The following is a 15698-nucleotide window of genomic DNA, read 5'->3' on the forward strand; positions in this document are numbered from 1 at the left end:
TCGGCCATCCGGTGCCATTCGCCATTGGCGAAGGTACGTCCGCGGAGGCTCAACCGGAGAATACCAAAGTGGCTCTTCCCGACTATTCGATGCGTCAGCTCCTCGAAGCTGGCGTGCACTTCGGACATCAGTCCCACCGTTGGAACCCCAAGATGGCTCCGTACATCTTCGGCGTTCGCAACAACATCCACATTCTCGACCTGTCGCAGACCGTGCCGGCGCTTCACCGTGCCCTGCAGGCCGTGTCCGACACCGTGGCCCAGGGTGGCCGCGTGCTGTTCGTCGGCACCAAGCGCCAGGCGCAGGAGCAGGTGGCGGACGCCGCCCGCCGTTCCGCCCAGTATTATGTGAACTCCCGCTGGCTCGGCGGCATGCTCACCAACTGGAAGACCATCTCCAACTCCATCGCCCGGCTGAAGAAGCTGGAGGAGATGCTGGCTGCCCCCGAGGCGTCTTCCGGCTACACCAAGAAGGAGCGCCTGACGCTCTCCCGTGAAAAGGAGAAGCTGGACAAGGCGCTCGGCGGCATCCGCGACATGGGCGGCCTGCCGGACCTCCTGTTCGTGATCGACACGAACAAGGAAGACATCGCGGTCAAGGAAGCGCAGCGCCTCGGTATCCCGGTGGCGGCCATCCTCGACACCAATTGCGATCCCGACGGCATCGCCTATCCGGTCCCGGGCAACGATGACGCCGGCCGCGCCATCCAGCTCTATTGTGACCTCGTCGCCCGCGCCGCCATCGACGGCATCGGCCGCGGCCACAGCGACCTCGGCTACGACGTGGGCGCCGAAGAGGCCCCGCTCGTCGAGGACCTGCCGGTCGAGACCAGCGTGTGGTCGTCCTTCGAGCCCCTCTCTGGTCCCCGCGGCGTCGCCGACGACCTGAAGAAGCTCACCGGCGTGAGCCCCGAGATCGAGCAGAAGCTCAACGATCTCGGCGTGTTCCACTTCGGCCAGATCGCCGGCCTCGATGCCAACGATGCGCACCGCATCGGCGAGGAAGTGGGCCTGCCGGGCCGCGTGGACGGCTGGGTTGTCCAGGCCAAGGAGATGTCTGCCGAGGTCGAGTGACACCCGTCACCGTCCTTGTCGCAGATCTGAAAACGAATCGAGAGTAATGGGGCGCGCACCGCGCCCCCACGGCCGGCTCGGGCGCACCGTGGCCGGCCGTGGCGCGAGAAGAAGGGATTGAACATGGCTGCGATCACCGCCGGGCTCGTGAAGGAACTGCGCGACAAGACCGGCGCAGGCATGATGGACTGCAAGTCCGCGCTCACCGAGACGAACGGCGACGTCGAGGCTGCCATCGACTGGCTGCGCAAGAAGGGTCTCGCCAAGGCCGCCAAGAAGGCTGGCCGCGTGGCCGCCGAGGGCCTCGTTGCGGTCGAGTCTTCCGGCCACTACGCCGCTGCCGTCGAGGTGAATGCCGAGACCGACTTCGTGGCGCGCAACCCGGACTTCCAGGCGTTCGTGCGTGAGGTGGCCAAGGTCGCCCTCAACACGGACGGCTCCTTGGAGGCCGTCGCCGCCGCCAAGTTCCCGGGCGAGGACGTCACCGTCGCCGACCGCCTCACCGCGCTCATCGCCACCATCGGCGAGAACATGACGCTGCGCCGCTCGGTGAAGCTCACCGTCTCCAAGGGCGTTATCGCTTCCTACGTCCACGGCGCCGTGGTCGAGGGCCAGGGCCGCATCGGCGTGCTCGTGGCGCTCGAGTCCGAGGGCGACGTGGAGAAGCTCTCCACCCTCGGCCGGCAGATCGCCATGCACGTGGCGGCCCTCAACCCGCTGGCGCTCGACGCCTCCGGCATCGACGAGGCCACCATCGCCCGCGAGAAGGCCATCCTGCTCGAGAAGCACCAGGGCAAGCCCGCCAACGTGCAGGACAAGATCGCCGAAAGCGGCATGAAGAGCTTCTTCAAGGAGAACACCCTCCTCGACCAGCCCTTCGTGCATGACGGCTCCAAGTCCGTGGCCCAGGTGCTGAAGGAGGCCGAGGGCCAGGTCGGCGCTCCGGTCAAGCTCACCGCGTTCGTGCGCTACGCGCTCGGCGAGGGCATCGAGAAGGAAGAGACCGACTTCGCGGCCGAGGTGGCCGCCGCCGCCGGCCAGTCCTGATCGCAGGCGGGGAGGGGGCTCCCATGACCGCCATCTCCGACGACTCGGACTATCCGGAACCCCCGGCGCCCTTCGCGGCGCCGGGACTGCCTTATCCCCGCATTCTGGTGAAGGTCTCGGGCGAGGCCCTGATGGGCGCCGAGCCCTTCGGCCTGCATCCGCCCACCGTCGCCCGCATCGCCCGCGACCTCGTCGCCGCCCGCGCGGCGGGGTGCGAGGTGGCGGTGGTCGTCGGTGGCGGCAACATCCTGCGCGGCGCGCGGGTGGCGGACGAAAATCTCGATCGCGCCACCGCGGACCACATGGGCATGCTCGCGACCGTCATGAACGGCCTCGCGCTGGAACGGGCCATCGAGGCCGCCGGCGCGCCCGCCCGCACGCTTTCCGCCATTCCCATGCCGACGGTGTGCGAGCCCTACGCCCGCCAGCCGGCCATGCGGCACCTGCGGCGCGGCCGCATCGTGGTGCTCACCGGCGGAACGGGAAATCCCTATTTCACCACCGACACCGGTGCCGTGCTCCGCGCGGCCGAGCTCGACTGCGACGCGGTGCTGAAGGCGACCAATGTGGACGGCGTCTATTCCGCCGACCCCAAGCTTGATCCCTCCGCCACCCGCTACGACCGCATCACGCACGACGAGGCGCTGTCCCGCGACCTCAAGGTGATGGATGCGGCGGCGTTCGCGCTTGCCCGCGAAGCGGCGTTGCCGATAATCGTGTTTTCCATCCGTGAGCCGGGCGCCATCGCCACGGCGGCGATGGGAGAGGGGCGCGTCACGGTCGTCGCGCCCTGATCCGGCGAGACGGACCGCGGCTTGAGGTTTTCCGGACGGACAGGGGGCGCTGTCGACGGATGAAGGCAAACGGCTCGCTCCGGGGCATCGCCCTGGGCGCGAGCCGCGTTCGGCACGGCCACTGAATTGCCGTGCCGGCCTGCCATGTCCACGCGAGCCGCGCCCTCGACCCGAACGCCACCCGCCGCACCTTTCCCGCCGGGACAACGCCGATGCATGGAATCCGAAACGTTTCCGTGCGATTGAAGCGTGCCCGCGATCTTGAAGACAGAGGATAGTCATGACCACCGGGACCTTCGACATGGCCGATCTCAAGCGCCGCATGCATGGCGCGGTCGGCGTGCTCAGGGACGAGCTTGGCGGCCTGCGCACCGGCCGCGCCTCGGCCAGCCTTCTCGAGCCGATCACCATTGAGGCCTATGGCGCGCGGATGCCGCTGAACCAGGTGGCCACCGTCTCCGTCCCCGAGGCCCGCATGCTCTCCGTGCAGGTGTGGGACCGCGGCATGGTGAATGCCGTCGAAAAGGCGATCCGCGATTCGAATCTCGGCCTCAATCCGGCGACGGAAGGCCAGGTGCTGCGTCTGCGCATCCCTGAACTCAACCAGGAGCGCCGCCAGGAACTCGTCAAGGTTGCGCACAAATATGCCGAGGCCGCCCGGGTCGCGGTACGTCATGTGCGTCGCGACGGGATGGACCTGCTGAAGAAGCTGGAAAAGGACAGCGAGATGGGTTCCGATGAACTCGACCGCCTGTCCAAGGACGTCCAGAAGGCGACCGACGAGACCATCTCCGAGATCGACCAGACGCTCGCCCAGAAGGAAAAGGAAATCCTGTCCGTCTGAGCGGGGACAGCGGCGGCGGGAGGCCAGGGACGCGGTTGACCGATGCCGGTCGGCTGCCACGGTTTGAGAGCCAACGCGGTTTGAGGACGAAGGTGTGAGCCCTGAGCAAGCCATGACCCTGCGCGCCGCGAGCGACGCCGCCGTCCCCGGCCGGCCGTCGCCGGCCACGCCTGCGTCCGCCGGTCAGCCGACGCCCGCTCCTGCCGGCCAGTGCGTTCCCGTGCATGTCGGCGTCATCATGGATGGCAACGGCCGCTGGGCCACGTCCCGCAAGCTGCCGCGCGTGGAAGGGCATCGCCGGGGCGTGGAGGCACTGCGCCGCTGCGTGCGCGCCGCCCGCGAGATCGGCATCCGCTTCCTCACCATCTACAGCTTCTCCGCGGAGAACTGGTCCCGTCCCGTCACCGAGGTGACGGAATTGATGCGCCTGCTGAAGTTCTTCCTGCGACACGACCTGGCCGAGCTGAACTCTGCCAACGTGCGGGTGAAGGTGATCGGCGAGCGGGCGGCCCTTGCGCCCGACATCCGCCAGCTCCTGGACGATGCCGAGGCGCTGACCTGCACCAATACCGGGCTGACGCTGGTCGTCGCCTTCAACTACGGCGCGCGGCAGGAGATCGCCTCCGCCGTGGCGCGCATCGCGGCGGATGTGGCGGCCGGGCTGGTAAAGCCCGAGGATGTGGACGTGGAGATGATCTCCCAGCGGCTCGAAACCGCCGGCATCCCCGATCCCGACCTCATCGTGCGCACCTCCGGCGAGCAGCGGCTGTCCAATTTCCTGCTGTGGCAGGCCGCCTATTCGGAATTCGTGTTCCTGCCCATCTACTGGCCTGATTTCGACAAGGCCGCCCTCATCGCGGCCATCGACGAATATGCCCGGCGCGACCGGCGGTTCGGCGGCGTGACGCCTCGCCCCGGACCCTGACCCACGTGCATTTCGGCTCCGATCTCGGGCACCGGACCCTTTCCGCTCTCGTGCTGGTGCCGCTGGTGCTCGCCACCGCGTGGTATGGCGGCATTCCCTTTGCAATTCTGTGGGTAGCGGCGGGGCTCCTCGTCCTCAATGAATGGGCGGTCATCGCTCGCCTCGATCATCGCCCGGTCTATCTCGGCCTCGGCGGCCTCGGCATCGTCGCCGGTGGCGTGCTGGCGGTGACATCGGACCCGACCTGGGCCTTCAGCGCCGTCGTGCTGGGTGCGGCAGCCTGCAGCCTCGCGGTGCCGCGCCAGAGCGCCTGGGCCATGGCCGGCGTGCTGGTGGCGGCCAGCGCAGCGCTTCCTGTGGTGGTCTTGCGCGGCAGCTCGGCGCTCGGCCTCTCCGCGGTGCTCTATCTGTGCGCCGTTGTCTGGGCGACGGACATCTTCGCCTATTTCACAGGTCGCGCGCTGGGCGGGCCGAAGCTGTGGCCGCGGGTGTCGCCGAACAAGACCTGGTCCGGCGCCATCGGCGGAACCCTGCTCGGCACCCTCTGCGGCCTTGCCGTGGCCTACGTTTCCGGAGCGCCGGCTTTGCTGCCGCTCGCCGGCCTCTCCCTCCTGCTCAGCATCGTCAGCCAGGCTGGTGACCTCGCGGAATCGGCGTTCAAGCGCCTGTTCGGTGTGAAGGATGCTAGCCGGCTCATTCCCGGCCATGGCGGCCTGCTCGACCGGCTGGACGGCTTCGCGGCCGCCGCGCTGGTGGCGGTCGTCGTCGCGGTGCTCCGCAATGCGGGCGACCCGGCGACTGGTCTGCTTTTGTGGTAGGACGCTCCCCATGAAACGTCTCTCCGTGCTCGGGGCCACGGGCTCCATCGGCCATAGCGTCCGCAAGGTTCTCGCGGACGCCCCGGACCTCTACCGGGTCGAAGCCGTCGTTGGAGGTCGCGACGCCGCAGCGCTTGCCGAGACCGCCCGCGCCCTTGGCGCCAGCTTCGCGGCAGTGGCTGACCCCGCGGCTGGCGCGGCCCTGAGGGAGGCCCTCTCCGGAACCGGCATCGAGAGCGGCGCCGGACCGGAGGCGGTACTGGAAGCCGCGCGGCGCGACACCGATGTGGTGGTGAGCGCCATCGTCGGCTGCGCCGGCCTAGCCCCGACGGTCGCCGCGTTCGCGCCCGGCCGGCGCATCGCGCTCGCCAACAAGGAATGCCTCGTCGCCGCCGGCACCTTCTTCATGGCCGAGGCGGCGCGGCTCGAAACCGAAATCCTCCCGGTGGATTCCGAGCACAACGCCATCTTCCAGGCACTGGCGGCCGGCCCGCAGCGTGCGGTGGAAAAGATCACCCTCACGGCGTCCGGAGGCCCCTTCCGCCTCAAGAGCCGGGAGGAGATCGCCCGCGCGCTGCCGCAGGACGCGCTGAAGCACCCCAACTGGAACATGGGCGCGAAGGTCACCATCGATTCCGCGACGCTCATGAACAAGGGGTTGGAGCTGATCGAGGCCCAGCACCTGTTCTCCGTCACCGCCGACCAGCTGGATGCGGTGGTGCACGCCGAGTCGGTGGTGCACGGCCTCGTCTCCTTCATCGACGGTTCGGTGACGGCGGGGCTGGCGCTGCCGGACATGTGCGTGCCCATCGCACACTGCCTCGCCTATCCGGAGCGGGTGGCGACCTCCTGCCGCAAGCTCGACCTCGTGGCCCTCGGCCGCCTCAGCTTCGAAGCGCCGGACGTGGCCCGATTCCCGGCACTCGCCTTGGCCCGGGAGGTGTTGAAGCAGGGCGGCGTCGCCGCCACCATTCTCAACGCGGCGAACGAGATCGCCGTTGCGGCCTATCTGGACGGTCGGATCGGCTTCTACGGCATCACGGACATCGTCGCGGCGACCCTCGACCGTATCAATGGTGGTCCGGCACCTTCGAGCGTCGCCGACGCGCTGGAGGCGGACCAGCTTGGGCGCCGCACCGCCTCCGGACTTCTGCCCAAGTTTGCCGCAAAGGCGTCTTAAGAGCAGTTTTCCGTCCGCAGGTCCGGTGCACCGAGGCTGGCGAGCGCGGGATAAGTGTGTAGGGTTGGCCCGCTCCGGGCGCCCGGGAGATGAGGAACGGATGATGGATGTGATTTCCGGTCTCGGTGCGAACCTTGGCACGCTGTCCTCCACTCTCCTCGGCTACGTCATTCCCTTCCTGTTCGTCCTGACGCTGGTGGTGTTCTTCCACGAGCTCGGCCATTTCTGGGTGGCCCGCCGCGCCGGTGTCCGGGTGGTGACATTCTCGTTGGGCTTCGGACCGGAGATCGCCGGCTTCAACGACAAGCACGGCACCCGCTGGCGCATCGCCGCGATACCCCTCGGCGGCTATGTGCGGTTCTTCGGCGATGAGGATGCGGCTTCCACGCCCGATTCCGCGCGCCTCTCCCAGATGACGGCCGCCGAACGCAACGAAAGCTTCTTCTACAAGCCGGTAGCGTGGCGCGCGGCCATTGTCGCGGCCGGTCCGATCGCCAACTTCCTCCTGGCCATCGCCATCTTCGCCATCGTCTTCATGGTGTTCGGCAAGCAGGTGACGGCACCGCGTGTCGACCAGATCAATCCCGGCAGCGCGGCGGAGATGGCGGGCTTCAAGCCCGGCGACCTGGTGCTGGAGATCGACGGCGCCAAGGTGGACAGCTTCTCCGACATGCAGCGCATCGTCGGGTCCCATGCCGGCCAGCCGCTCGCCTTTACCGTCGCCCGGGGCGACCGCGAGGTTACGCTGACGGCCACGCCCGAGCTGAAGGAGGTCAAGGACCCCTTCGGCAACAGCCACCGGACCGGCCTCCTGGGAATCTCCCGCTCCCTCGCCGCCGGCGACGTGACGACTCAGCGCTTCGGCCCGGTCGAGGCCATCGGCATGGGCGTGCAGGAAACCTGGTTCGTGGTGGCCCGCACCTTCGATTACCTCGGCGGTCTCGTGGCCGGACGCGAGTCGGCGGACCAGTTGGGTGGCCCCATCCGCATCGCGCAGGTATCCGGGCAGGTCGCGACATTTGGTATCGGGGCACTTCTGTCCCTGGCCGCGGTGCTCTCCGTGTCTATCGGATTGCTTAACCTCTTTCCCATCCCGCTGTTGGATGGCGGCCACCTTCTGTTCTACGCTTTCGAGGCGATCCGTGGCCGCCCGCTGAGTGCGCGGACGCAGGACATCGGCTTTCGTATCGGCCTTGCGCTTGTGCTGATGCTGATGATCTTCGCCACCTGGAATGACGTGCTGCATATTGCTGCAATGTAAGGGATTTTGATTTGTCGCACCGGGGTCGTGGCGAGCGGGCAACGGTCTCCGGAAAAGGTCAGTCTTCAGCCGCGGCTTGGTTTGCACCTGCGGTAAAAGACTGTACAAGCGGCAGCGCAGGGTGAGAATCCGTCCCTGTGACCTGGCCTTCGGTCGGGGAAGGGCGGCGGGTTCGAGAACAACGAAATTTCAAGGTTGCGCACCATATGACTGCTTCGCTCCGGGTTCTGAGAAATCTGGCCGCCGCCTTTGGTCTCGCCGCCTGCGTTGCGGCGGGTTCGGTGGCCGGTTCTCTCGTTGTGGCGTCCCCCGCTGCAGCCCAGTCCAGCTCCATCGTGGTCGAAGGCAACCGCCGTGTGGATGCCGACACCATCCGCTCCTACTTCGGCTCTGGTCCCTATACCGCGGCCAAGATCGACGAGGCCTGGAAGGCGCTCTACGCCACCGGCCTGTTCTCGGACGTGCAGATCAACCAGTCCGGCGGTCGCATCGTGGTGCGGGTGGCCGAGAACGAGGTGATCAACCGCGTCGTCTTCGAGGGCAACAAGAAGATCAAGGACGAGGTGCTCGAGGGCGAGGTTCAGTCCAAGCCCCGCGGACCGTTCAACAAGACGGTCGTCCAGGCGGACACCCAGCGCATCATCGAGGTCTATCGTCGGTCGGGCCGCAGCGACGTGCGCGTCAACCCGGTCACCATCGACCGCGGCAACGGCCGCGTCGATCTGGTCTTCGAGATCAAGGAAGGCGACAAGACCGGCATCAAGGACATCAAGTTCGTCGGCAACAAGGCCTTCTCGGACTGGAAGCTGAAGGACGTCATCTCCACGACCCAGACCAACTGGCTGTCGTTCCTGAAGTCCACGGACGCCTATGATCCGGATCGGGTGAACTCGGACCAGGAGCTGCTGCGCCGTTTCTACCTGAAGAACGGCTATGCCGACTTCCGTATCATCGGCGCGACCGCTGAGCTCGATCCGGCCGGCGGCGGCTACATCCTGACCTTCACCCTCGAAGAGGGCGATCAGTACCGCTTTGGCAAGGTCGATGTGATCTCCAACATTCGCGATCTGGCTGCCGACTCCTTGAAGCGCGTGGTTCGCGCTCAGGACGGCCAGATCTATAACGCCGAGCTCGTCGAGAAGTCGGTCGAGAACCTCACCATCGAGGCGTCCAAGGCCGGCTATGCGTTCGCCCAGGTGCGTCCGCGCGGCGATCGCGACTTCCAGAGCAAGCTCATCAACGTCTCGTTCGTGATCGAGGAAGGCCCGCGGGTCTACATCGAGCGCATCGAGATCCGCGGCAACACCCGCACTCGCGACTACGTCATCCGTCGTGAGTTCGATATCGGCGAGGGCGACGCCTACAACCGCGTGCTGGTCGATCGGGCCGAGCGCCGGCTGCGCAACCTCGGTTACTTCAAGAACGTGAAGATCACCACCGAGCCGGGCTCCGCCCCTGATCGCGTGATCCTTGCGGTGGACGTGGAAGACCAGCCCACGGGCGAGTTCTCCATCTCGGGCGGCTACTCGACCGCGGACGGTATCATCGGCGAGGTCTCGCTGGGCGAGAAGAACTTCCTCGGCCGTGGCCAGTACGTGAAGGTCTCCGGCACCCTCGGCCAGTACTCCCAGGGCGCGGAATTCTCCTTCACCGAGCCCTACTTCCTCGGCTATCGCCTCGCGGCCGGTTTCGACCTCTACTGGAAGAACACCGAGACCACGAGCTACACGCCGTACGGCACCAACATGGTTGGCGGTGGCCTGCGCTTCGGCCTGCCCATCACCGACGAGATCACGCTGGCCCTGCGCTACAACCTCTATCAGCGCTCGATCAACCTGTGCAGCGGCTATGGTGATCCGGGAACTGCCTATTATAACTATTGCGCAACCTCGATTTCCTGGGCCATTCGTGATGCAGAGGCTCAGGGCGCGACCATCACTTCGGCGCTGGGCTACACCCTCTCGTTCAATTCGCTGGACAGCAACCAGAACCCGACGCAAGGCATCTATGCCGAGCTCAAGCAGGATCTGGCTGGTATCGGTGGTGACGTGAACTTCATTCGCACCACGGGTGACATTCGCCACTACACGCCGTTGCCGTACGACAGCGTGCTCATTCTGCGCGCGCAGGCTGGCTATGTCTCGTCCTGGGGCAATCAAGACCTCGACGTGCTGGACAACTTCTACATGGGTCCGAATCTGGTCCGCGGCTTCGCGCCGTCCGGTATCGGTCCCCGCGATATCGCGCCCTGCGCGTCGACGAATAAAGACACGCCCCTTTACTATAACTGCGCCAACAACCAGCTGAATGCGCTGGGTGGCACGACCTATTGGGGTGTGTCCGCTGAAATCCAGTTCCCCTTCGCCTTCCTGCCTAAGGACATCGGCATGAAGGGTGCGATCTTCGCGGATGCCGGTTCACTGTTCGACTACGGCGGCCCGACGAAGTTCCCCGGCGTGTACAACTGGGATGGCAGCAACTTCTACGGAAAGCCGAACCTCGTGCCCTGCCCGGGTATCGGCAAGACGTGGGGCTACAACAACGTCTGCGTCTATGACGAAGACACCATCCGCTCGTCGGTCGGCGTGAGCTTGATTTGGCAGTCGCCGTTCGGACCCCTGCGCTTCGACTATGCTTGGGTGCTCTCGCAGGCATCTTACGACCAGACCCAGGCGTTCCGCTTCTCTGGCGGTACCCGTTTCTGATCGGGCTCTACGGAGGGGCTACGGCGGCATTTGCTTCCGAAGCTCCAACGGGATGAGATCTTCTCCCTGCCTCTCCGGTGCGTTGCATCGGGGAGGCAGTCTCGTTATGGGAGAGGCGCATTTCGACCACGCGAGCCCTTTCCTGCAGCACAGCCTCTCCGGCGAGGTCTTCCCCCTCGCGCTGTCTTCCGCGTCACGACGCCGTCGTCGTCGGTTAACGTTCCTTGCCCCGAGCGAGCCGGCCCAAGAACAATTCAATTGGGAGAACGACGCGTTGCAGATTGGCGCCGGCAGCAGGGCACCTGCCCGGTGGAATGTCTTGCTCAGGACAGACCCCGCAGCGGTTGACGGCAACCTCCAGCTGGGACTTGCGCGTGGTTGGGGCTTGCCCGGAGGCCCCCTTGCCGCGTACGTGAAATCTCCTGTTCCGTCCTCCGGCGTCTGGGCGTATCCGTCATGAGTCACGACCTCTTCTTCCCGCTTCCGGAGCCGCTGACCCTCACGGAAGTGGCAGCCCTCTCCGGAGCGCGGCTTGCCGCTTCAAGTCCCGCGGAGGAGGCCGAGCTTGGTGCCCGGCGTATCAGCGGCCTCGGTACGCTGGAAACCGCCGGCCCCGACGAACTTGCCTTCTGCGATTCCTTTCTCTTCGCGGAAAAGCTCGGCAGCGTGCGCGCCGGCGCACTCATCACCTCTGAGCGCTTCGCCCCGAAGGCCCCGGCCGGCCTGCCGCTGCTGATTGCCCCGCGACCTGCCGCGGCCTTCCTCGCCGTGTCACGGCGCATGTTCCCCGCTGCGCTCCGTCCGCTACCGATCTTCGGTCATGAGGGCGTTGCCCCCGGCGCTCAGGTCCATCCGAAGGCGCGGCTGGAGGACGGGGTAACGGTCGATCCCGGCGCCGTCATCGGGCCCGGTGCCGAGATCGGCGCGGGGACCGTCATCTGCGCCGGCGCCATCGTCGGGCCGAACGTACGCATCGGCCGCAGCTGCGCCATCGGCCCCGGCGCCAGCGTGATCCACGCTTACCTCGGCAACGGCGTCATCATCCATGCCGGTGCCCGTATCGGCTCCGACGGTTTTGGCTACCAGCCGAGCCCGGCCGGCCACGTGAAGGTGCCGCAACTCGGCCGCGTCGTTGTGCAGGACAATGCGGAGATTGGCGCCAACACCACCATCGACCGCGGTGCTATCACCGACACGGTGATCGGTGAGGGCAGCAAGATCGACAACCTGGTGCAGATTGCCCACAACGTGGTGATCGGCCGCCATTGCATCGTCGTGTCCCAGACCGGCATTTCGGGCTCCACCACCCTCGGTGATTTCGTGATGCTCGGCGGGCAGGTGGGCGTGGTCGGCCATGTCACCATCGGCACCGGGGCGCAGATCGCTGCCTCCAGCAATGTGAAGGGCGACGTGCCCCCCGGCGTGCGCTGGGGTGGCTCGCCCGCAAAGCCCGTGCGCGAGTGGTTCCGCGAGGTCGCGACGCTCAAGCGCATCGCTGCGGCGAGCGCCCGCCGCGGCAAGGACGACGAGGAAGGGGAAGGACCGCAGGAATGAACGACACCACGCGCGCAGCCGGCGAGGCCGGCGCGGCCCAGGCCGAAGCCCCCAAGGTGCTCGGCAGCGCGGACATCCAGAGGGTGCTCGCCTGCCTGCCGCACCGCTATCCCATCCTGATGGTGGATCGCGTGGAGCAGATCGACGGCGATCTCTCCTGCATCGGCGTCAAGAACGTCACCGCCAACGAGCCGCACTTCCTCGGCCACTTCCCGGGCAATCCGGTGATGCCCGGTGTCCTCATCATCGAGGGCATGGCGCAGACCGCGGGCGTCGTCTGCGTGCTGGGCAAGGAAAACAAGGAGAAGCCCTCGCTGGTCTATTTCATGACCATCGACGAGGCGAAATTCCGCCGGCCCGTAGTGCCGGGCGATGTGCTCGAATACCACATGACCCGCATCAGCCGCCGCCGCAACATGTGGTGGTATCGCGGCGAGGCCAAGGTGCGCGGCGAGCTGGTGGCCGAGGCCAAGGTCGGCGCGATGATCGTGGAGAACAGCTAGTGGCGAAGATCGATCCCACCGCCCGGGTGGAGAACCCGGCGGGGCTCGCGGATGATGTCGAGATCGGTCCCTATGCCATCCTCGGTCCCGATGTGGTGCTCGAAGCGGGCGTGAAGCTCCACGCCCACGTGGTCATCCAGGGCGTCACCACCATCGGTGCGCGCACCCAGGTCTTCCCCTTCGCCTCTCTGGGGTCCGCGCCCCAGTCCGTGCACTACAAGGGCGAGCCGACGAAGCTCGTCATCGGCACGGACTGCATGCTCCGTGAGCACGCGACCGCCAGCACGGGCACGGTGGGCGGCGGCGGCATCACGCGCATCGGCAACGGCGTGATGATGATGACGGGCTCCCATGTGGGCCATGATTGCACGGTCGGCAACGGCGTCATCTTCGCCAACAATGCGGTGCTCGGCGGCCATGTGAGCGTGGGTGACTTCACCTTCCTCGGCGGCCAGTGCGCGGTGCACCAGTTCACCCGCATCGGCGCCCAGTGCATGATTTCCGGCCTCACCGGCGTGCGCGAGGACGTAATCCCCTTCGCCAACGTGCTCGGGCAGGCCGGCAAGCTGGTCGGCCTCAATGTGGTGGGCATGAAGCGGCGCGGCTTCACCAAGTCCGATCTGCACGCGGCCCGCGCGGTCTACCGCGACCTTTTCTTCGGCGAGGGCACGTTCGACCAGCGCCTTGAGAAGGTCCGGCAGATGGTGGGGGAATCGGCGTTCGCGGCGGCCGTGGTGGCCTTCATCGATGCCGACCGCAAGCGCCCCATCTGCCATCCCGCCCGGGGTGTCATCAAGGAGGATTGAGCCGTGGGCCTGCCGGGGGAAGACGGGCATGGGCGTGCCGCGGGGGCGGCATGCGGCCCGGACGCGGCCGGCCTCGGGGCGTCGCAGAAGCCGAACCCCCATGGCAAGGCCCCGCTCGGCATCGTGGCCGGCGGTGGCTCCTTTCCGGCGGCGGTCGCCGAGGCGGCGGCGGCGGATGGACGCGAGGTGGTGCTGTTCCTCATCCAGGGCTTCGCCGATCCGGCGTTGGAGCGCTGGCCGCACCACTGGTTCCGCCTCGGCTCGCTCGGCTCTGTCACCTCGTGGGCCAAGGCGCGCGGGGTGCGCGAGGTGGTGATGGTGGGGGCGCTCACCCGCCCGCGCATGCGCGACCTCGGGTTCGATTTCACCATGCTGCGGCTGCTGCCGCGCATTGCCCGCCTGTTTCGCGGCGGCGACAATCATCTGCTCTCGGGCGTGCTGGGCCTGGTGTCGGAACAGGGCTTCACCCTGGTCGGCGCGCATGAGGTCGCGCCCCGCCTCCTACTCCCCCAGGGTGTGCTTGGCGCGCTCCAGCCGAACGAGACCCAGGAGGCGGACATCGCGCGCGGCCTCGACGTCATCCGCGCCCTCGGTCCGTTCGATGTGGGGCAGGGGGTGATCGTGGTGGATGGGTTGGTCGCGGCAGTCGAGGCGGCCGAGGGCACCGATCAGATGCTGGCGCGCTACGGGGAGATGCGCCGCTCCGGCCGGCTGCGTTTCGGCGCCGGCAAGGGCGTGCTGGTGAAGGCGCCTAAGCCGGGGCAGGACCGCCGGGTGGATCTGCCTTCCCTCGGCCCGCAGACCGTGACGCGTGCGGCGGAGGTGGGCTTGGCCGGCATCGCCTTCGAAGCGGGCGGCGCCATCGTGCCGGATGCGCAGGCGCTGGTGGAGGCGGCGGACGCCGCCGGCCTGTTCGTCGCCGGTATCGGAGGGCGTGGCGCGTGACCGCACAGGATGCGAGGCGCCCGCCGAAAATCTTCATCGTCGCGGGTGAGGAATCGGGGGATCAGCTGGGCGGTGCGCTGATGGAAGCGCTGGCCGAGGTCGCGCCGGGTACCTCCTTCCGGGGGGTCGGCGGCCGGCGCATGGGCGCGTCGGGGCTGGAAAGCCTCTATCCCATGGATGACCTGACCGCCATCGGCATCGCTGCCGTGGTCGGCAAGCTGCCCACCATCCTCCGGCGTCTCAGGGAGACCGTCGAGGCTGTGCTGGCCGACCCGCCGGACGTGCTGGTGCTGGTGGATGCGCCGGATTTCACCCACCGCGTCGCCGCGCGGGTGCGGGCGCGCAACCCGAACATTCCCATCGTCAAATATGTCTCGCCCACCGTGTGGATCTGGCGGTCGGGGCGGGCGGCGGCCATGCGGCCCTATGTGGACGCGCTGCTTGCCCTGCTGCCGTTCGAGCCGGAGGTCCATCGCAAGCTGGGCGGGCCGCCGACCTTCTATGTGGGCCATCCCCTGCTGCAGAGGCTGGGCGAATTGCGGCCGTCGCCCGGCGAGGCCGAGCGGCGACAGGCGAAACCACCGCTGGTTCTGGTGCTGCCGGGCAGCCGGCGGCGGGAGATTTCACGCATCGGTGCCGATTTCGGTGCGGCTTTGGCCGAGGTCGGTCGGGTCCACGAGATGGAACTGGTGCTGCCCACCCTGCCACGGCTGGAAGGGCTGGTGCGCGAGACCATCGCCAGCTGGCCGCTGAAGCCGCGCATCGTGACGAGCGAGGTGGAGAAGCTTGCCGCCTTCCGTTCCGCTCATGCCTCGCTTGCCGCCTCCGGCACGGTGACGCTGGAACTGGCGCTCGCCGGCATTCCCCACGTCGCGGCCTATCGCATCGGCTGGCTGGAGGCGCAGATCGGCCGGCGGGTGCTGAAGGGCACGACGGTGATCCTCGCCAATCTGGTGGCCGGGGAGAATGTGGTGCCCGAGTTCCTGCAGGAATATTGCACGGTGCCGGCGCTCGTCGGCGCCCTCTCAGCTCTGCTGGAGGACAGCCCCGCGCGGCGGCGCCAGGAGGCTGCGTTCGCGCGCTTCGACGATATCTTCGGCATTGCCGGGCCGAGCCCCAGCGCGCGCGCAGCCGAGGTGGTGATCCGCCTCGCGCGGGATGGGCGCCCGGGCGCCCTGCCGCCGCCGGCCTGAAGGTCGGCGCACCGATACGGCTCCCCAAACGAAAAACGCGGCCCGAAGGC

General features: G+C 67.5%; 14 protein-coding genes. All 14 read left to right on the top strand.

Annotation, left to right across the window (positions count from 1 at the left end; translation table 11 throughout):
* Positions 1–68 precede the first annotated feature (68 nt).
* The 14 genes from D7006_RS10650 to lpxB all read left to right on the top strand — a co-directional run bounded on the left by D7006_RS10650 (position 69) and on the right by lpxB (position 15648).
* Positions 69–1073 carry a 30S ribosomal protein S2 gene (locus D7006_RS10650; protein WP_237356590.1) on the top strand — a complete coding sequence of 335 codons (1005 nt, stop codon included), beginning with the start codon at positions 69–71 and terminating at the stop codon, positions 1071–1073.
* 123 nt (positions 1074–1196) lie between these two features.
* A complete protein-coding gene (gene tsf / locus D7006_RS10655) occupies positions 1197–2120 on the top strand; it encodes a translation elongation factor Ts (RefSeq protein WP_024279302.1) in 924 nt (307 codons plus the stop codon).
* Between the two features lie 23 nt (positions 2121–2143).
* Entirely contained in the window at positions 2144–2914 is a 771-nt protein-coding gene (pyrH, locus tag D7006_RS10660) for a UMP kinase (protein ID WP_024279301.1), read from the top strand.
* A 280-nt stretch (positions 2915–3194) separates the two neighbouring features.
* Complete coding sequence (gene frr, locus D7006_RS10665) at positions 3195–3758, top strand: ribosome recycling factor (protein ID WP_169120870.1); 564 nt, start codon at positions 3195–3197, stop codon at positions 3756–3758.
* A gap of 112 nt (positions 3759–3870) precedes the next feature.
* Positions 3871–4683 (top strand): isoprenyl transferase, encoded by an 813-nt coding sequence (locus tag D7006_RS10670; protein ID WP_237356591.1) that lies wholly within the window; start codon positions 3871–3873, stop codon positions 4681–4683.
* Positions 4684–4688: 5 nt separating this feature from the next.
* Complete coding sequence (locus tag D7006_RS10675) at positions 4689–5501, top strand: phosphatidate cytidylyltransferase (protein WP_237356592.1); 813 nt, start codon at positions 4689–4691, stop codon at positions 5499–5501.
* A gap of 10 nt (positions 5502–5511) precedes the next feature.
* Complete coding sequence (gene dxr, locus D7006_RS10680; RefSeq protein WP_237356593.1) at positions 5512–6681, top strand: 1-deoxy-D-xylulose-5-phosphate reductoisomerase; 1170 nt, start codon at positions 5512–5514, stop codon at positions 6679–6681.
* A 103-nt stretch (positions 6682–6784) separates the two neighbouring features.
* Positions 6785–7942: an RIP metalloprotease RseP gene (gene rseP, locus D7006_RS10685; protein ID WP_169121478.1), complete on the top strand. Its 1158-nt coding sequence runs from the start codon at positions 6785–6787 to the stop codon at positions 7940–7942.
* A 206-nt stretch (positions 7943–8148) separates the two neighbouring features.
* Positions 8149–10647 carry an outer membrane protein assembly factor BamA gene (bamA, locus tag D7006_RS10690; protein ID WP_229644645.1) on the top strand — a complete coding sequence of 833 codons (2499 nt, stop codon included), beginning with the start codon at positions 8149–8151 and terminating at the stop codon, positions 10645–10647.
* 456 nt (positions 10648–11103) lie between these two features.
* Complete coding sequence (gene lpxD, locus D7006_RS10695) at positions 11104–12201, top strand: UDP-3-O-(3-hydroxymyristoyl)glucosamine N-acyltransferase (RefSeq protein WP_237356594.1); 1098 nt, start codon at positions 11104–11106, stop codon at positions 12199–12201.
* Positions 12198–12704 carry a 3-hydroxyacyl-ACP dehydratase FabZ gene (gene fabZ / locus D7006_RS10700; RefSeq protein WP_051679217.1) on the top strand — a complete coding sequence of 169 codons (507 nt, stop codon included), beginning with the start codon at positions 12198–12200 and terminating at the stop codon, positions 12702–12704. The genes lpxD and fabZ overlap by 4 nt, the downstream gene beginning before the upstream one ends.
* The gene (lpxA, locus tag D7006_RS10705) at positions 12704–13510 is read left to right on the top strand and encodes an acyl-ACP--UDP-N-acetylglucosamine O-acyltransferase (protein ID WP_237356595.1); all 807 of its coding nucleotides are present in this window, start codon (positions 12704–12706) and stop codon (positions 13508–13510) included. Before fabZ ends, lpxA begins: the two co-directional genes overlap by 1 nt.
* A gap of 3 nt (positions 13511–13513) precedes the next feature.
* A complete protein-coding gene (locus D7006_RS10710) occupies positions 13514–14455 on the top strand; it encodes an LpxI family protein (protein WP_237356596.1) in 942 nt (313 codons plus the stop codon).
* On the top strand, positions 14452–15648 hold the full coding sequence (lpxB, locus tag D7006_RS10715) for a lipid-A-disaccharide synthase (protein ID WP_237356597.1): 1197 nt from the start codon (positions 14452–14454) through the stop codon (positions 15646–15648). Before D7006_RS10710 ends, lpxB begins: the two co-directional genes overlap by 4 nt.
* Positions 15649–15698: the final 50 nt, after the last annotated feature.

The sequence above is a fragment of the Xanthobacter sp. YC-JY1 genome, from assembly GCF_021730305.1.
GTDB classification, from domain to species: domain Bacteria; phylum Pseudomonadota; class Alphaproteobacteria; order Rhizobiales; family Xanthobacteraceae; genus Xanthobacter; species Xanthobacter flavus.

Excerpts from the sequence above, each read along its gene's own strand:
- dxr (WP_237356593.1), top strand. The coding sequence starts at position 5,512 with ATGAAACGTCTCTCCGTGCTCGGGGCCACGGGCTCCATCGGCCATAGC.
- pyrH (WP_024279301.1), top strand. The coding sequence starts at position 2,144 with ATGACCGCCATCTCCGACGACTCGGACTATCCGGAACCCCCGGCGCCC.
- bamA (WP_229644645.1), top strand. The coding sequence starts at position 8,149 with ATGACTGCTTCGCTCCGGGTTCTGAGAAATCTGGCCGCCGCCTTTGGT.
- fabZ (WP_051679217.1), top strand. The coding sequence starts at position 12,198 with ATGAACGACACCACGCGCGCAGCCGGCGAGGCCGGCGCGGCCCAGGCC.
- D7006_RS10670 (WP_237356591.1), top strand. The coding sequence starts at position 3,871 with ATGACCCTGCGCGCCGCGAGCGACGCCGCCGTCCCCGGCCGGCCGTCG.
- lpxD (WP_237356594.1), top strand. The coding sequence starts at position 11,104 with ATGAGTCACGACCTCTTCTTCCCGCTTCCGGAGCCGCTGACCCTCACG.
- frr (WP_169120870.1), top strand. The coding sequence starts at position 3,195 with ATGACCACCGGGACCTTCGACATGGCCGATCTCAAGCGCCGCATGCAT.
- tsf (WP_024279302.1), top strand. The coding sequence starts at position 1,197 with ATGGCTGCGATCACCGCCGGGCTCGTGAAGGAACTGCGCGACAAGACC.
- rseP (WP_169121478.1), top strand. The coding sequence starts at position 6,785 with ATGGATGTGATTTCCGGTCTCGGTGCGAACCTTGGCACGCTGTCCTCC.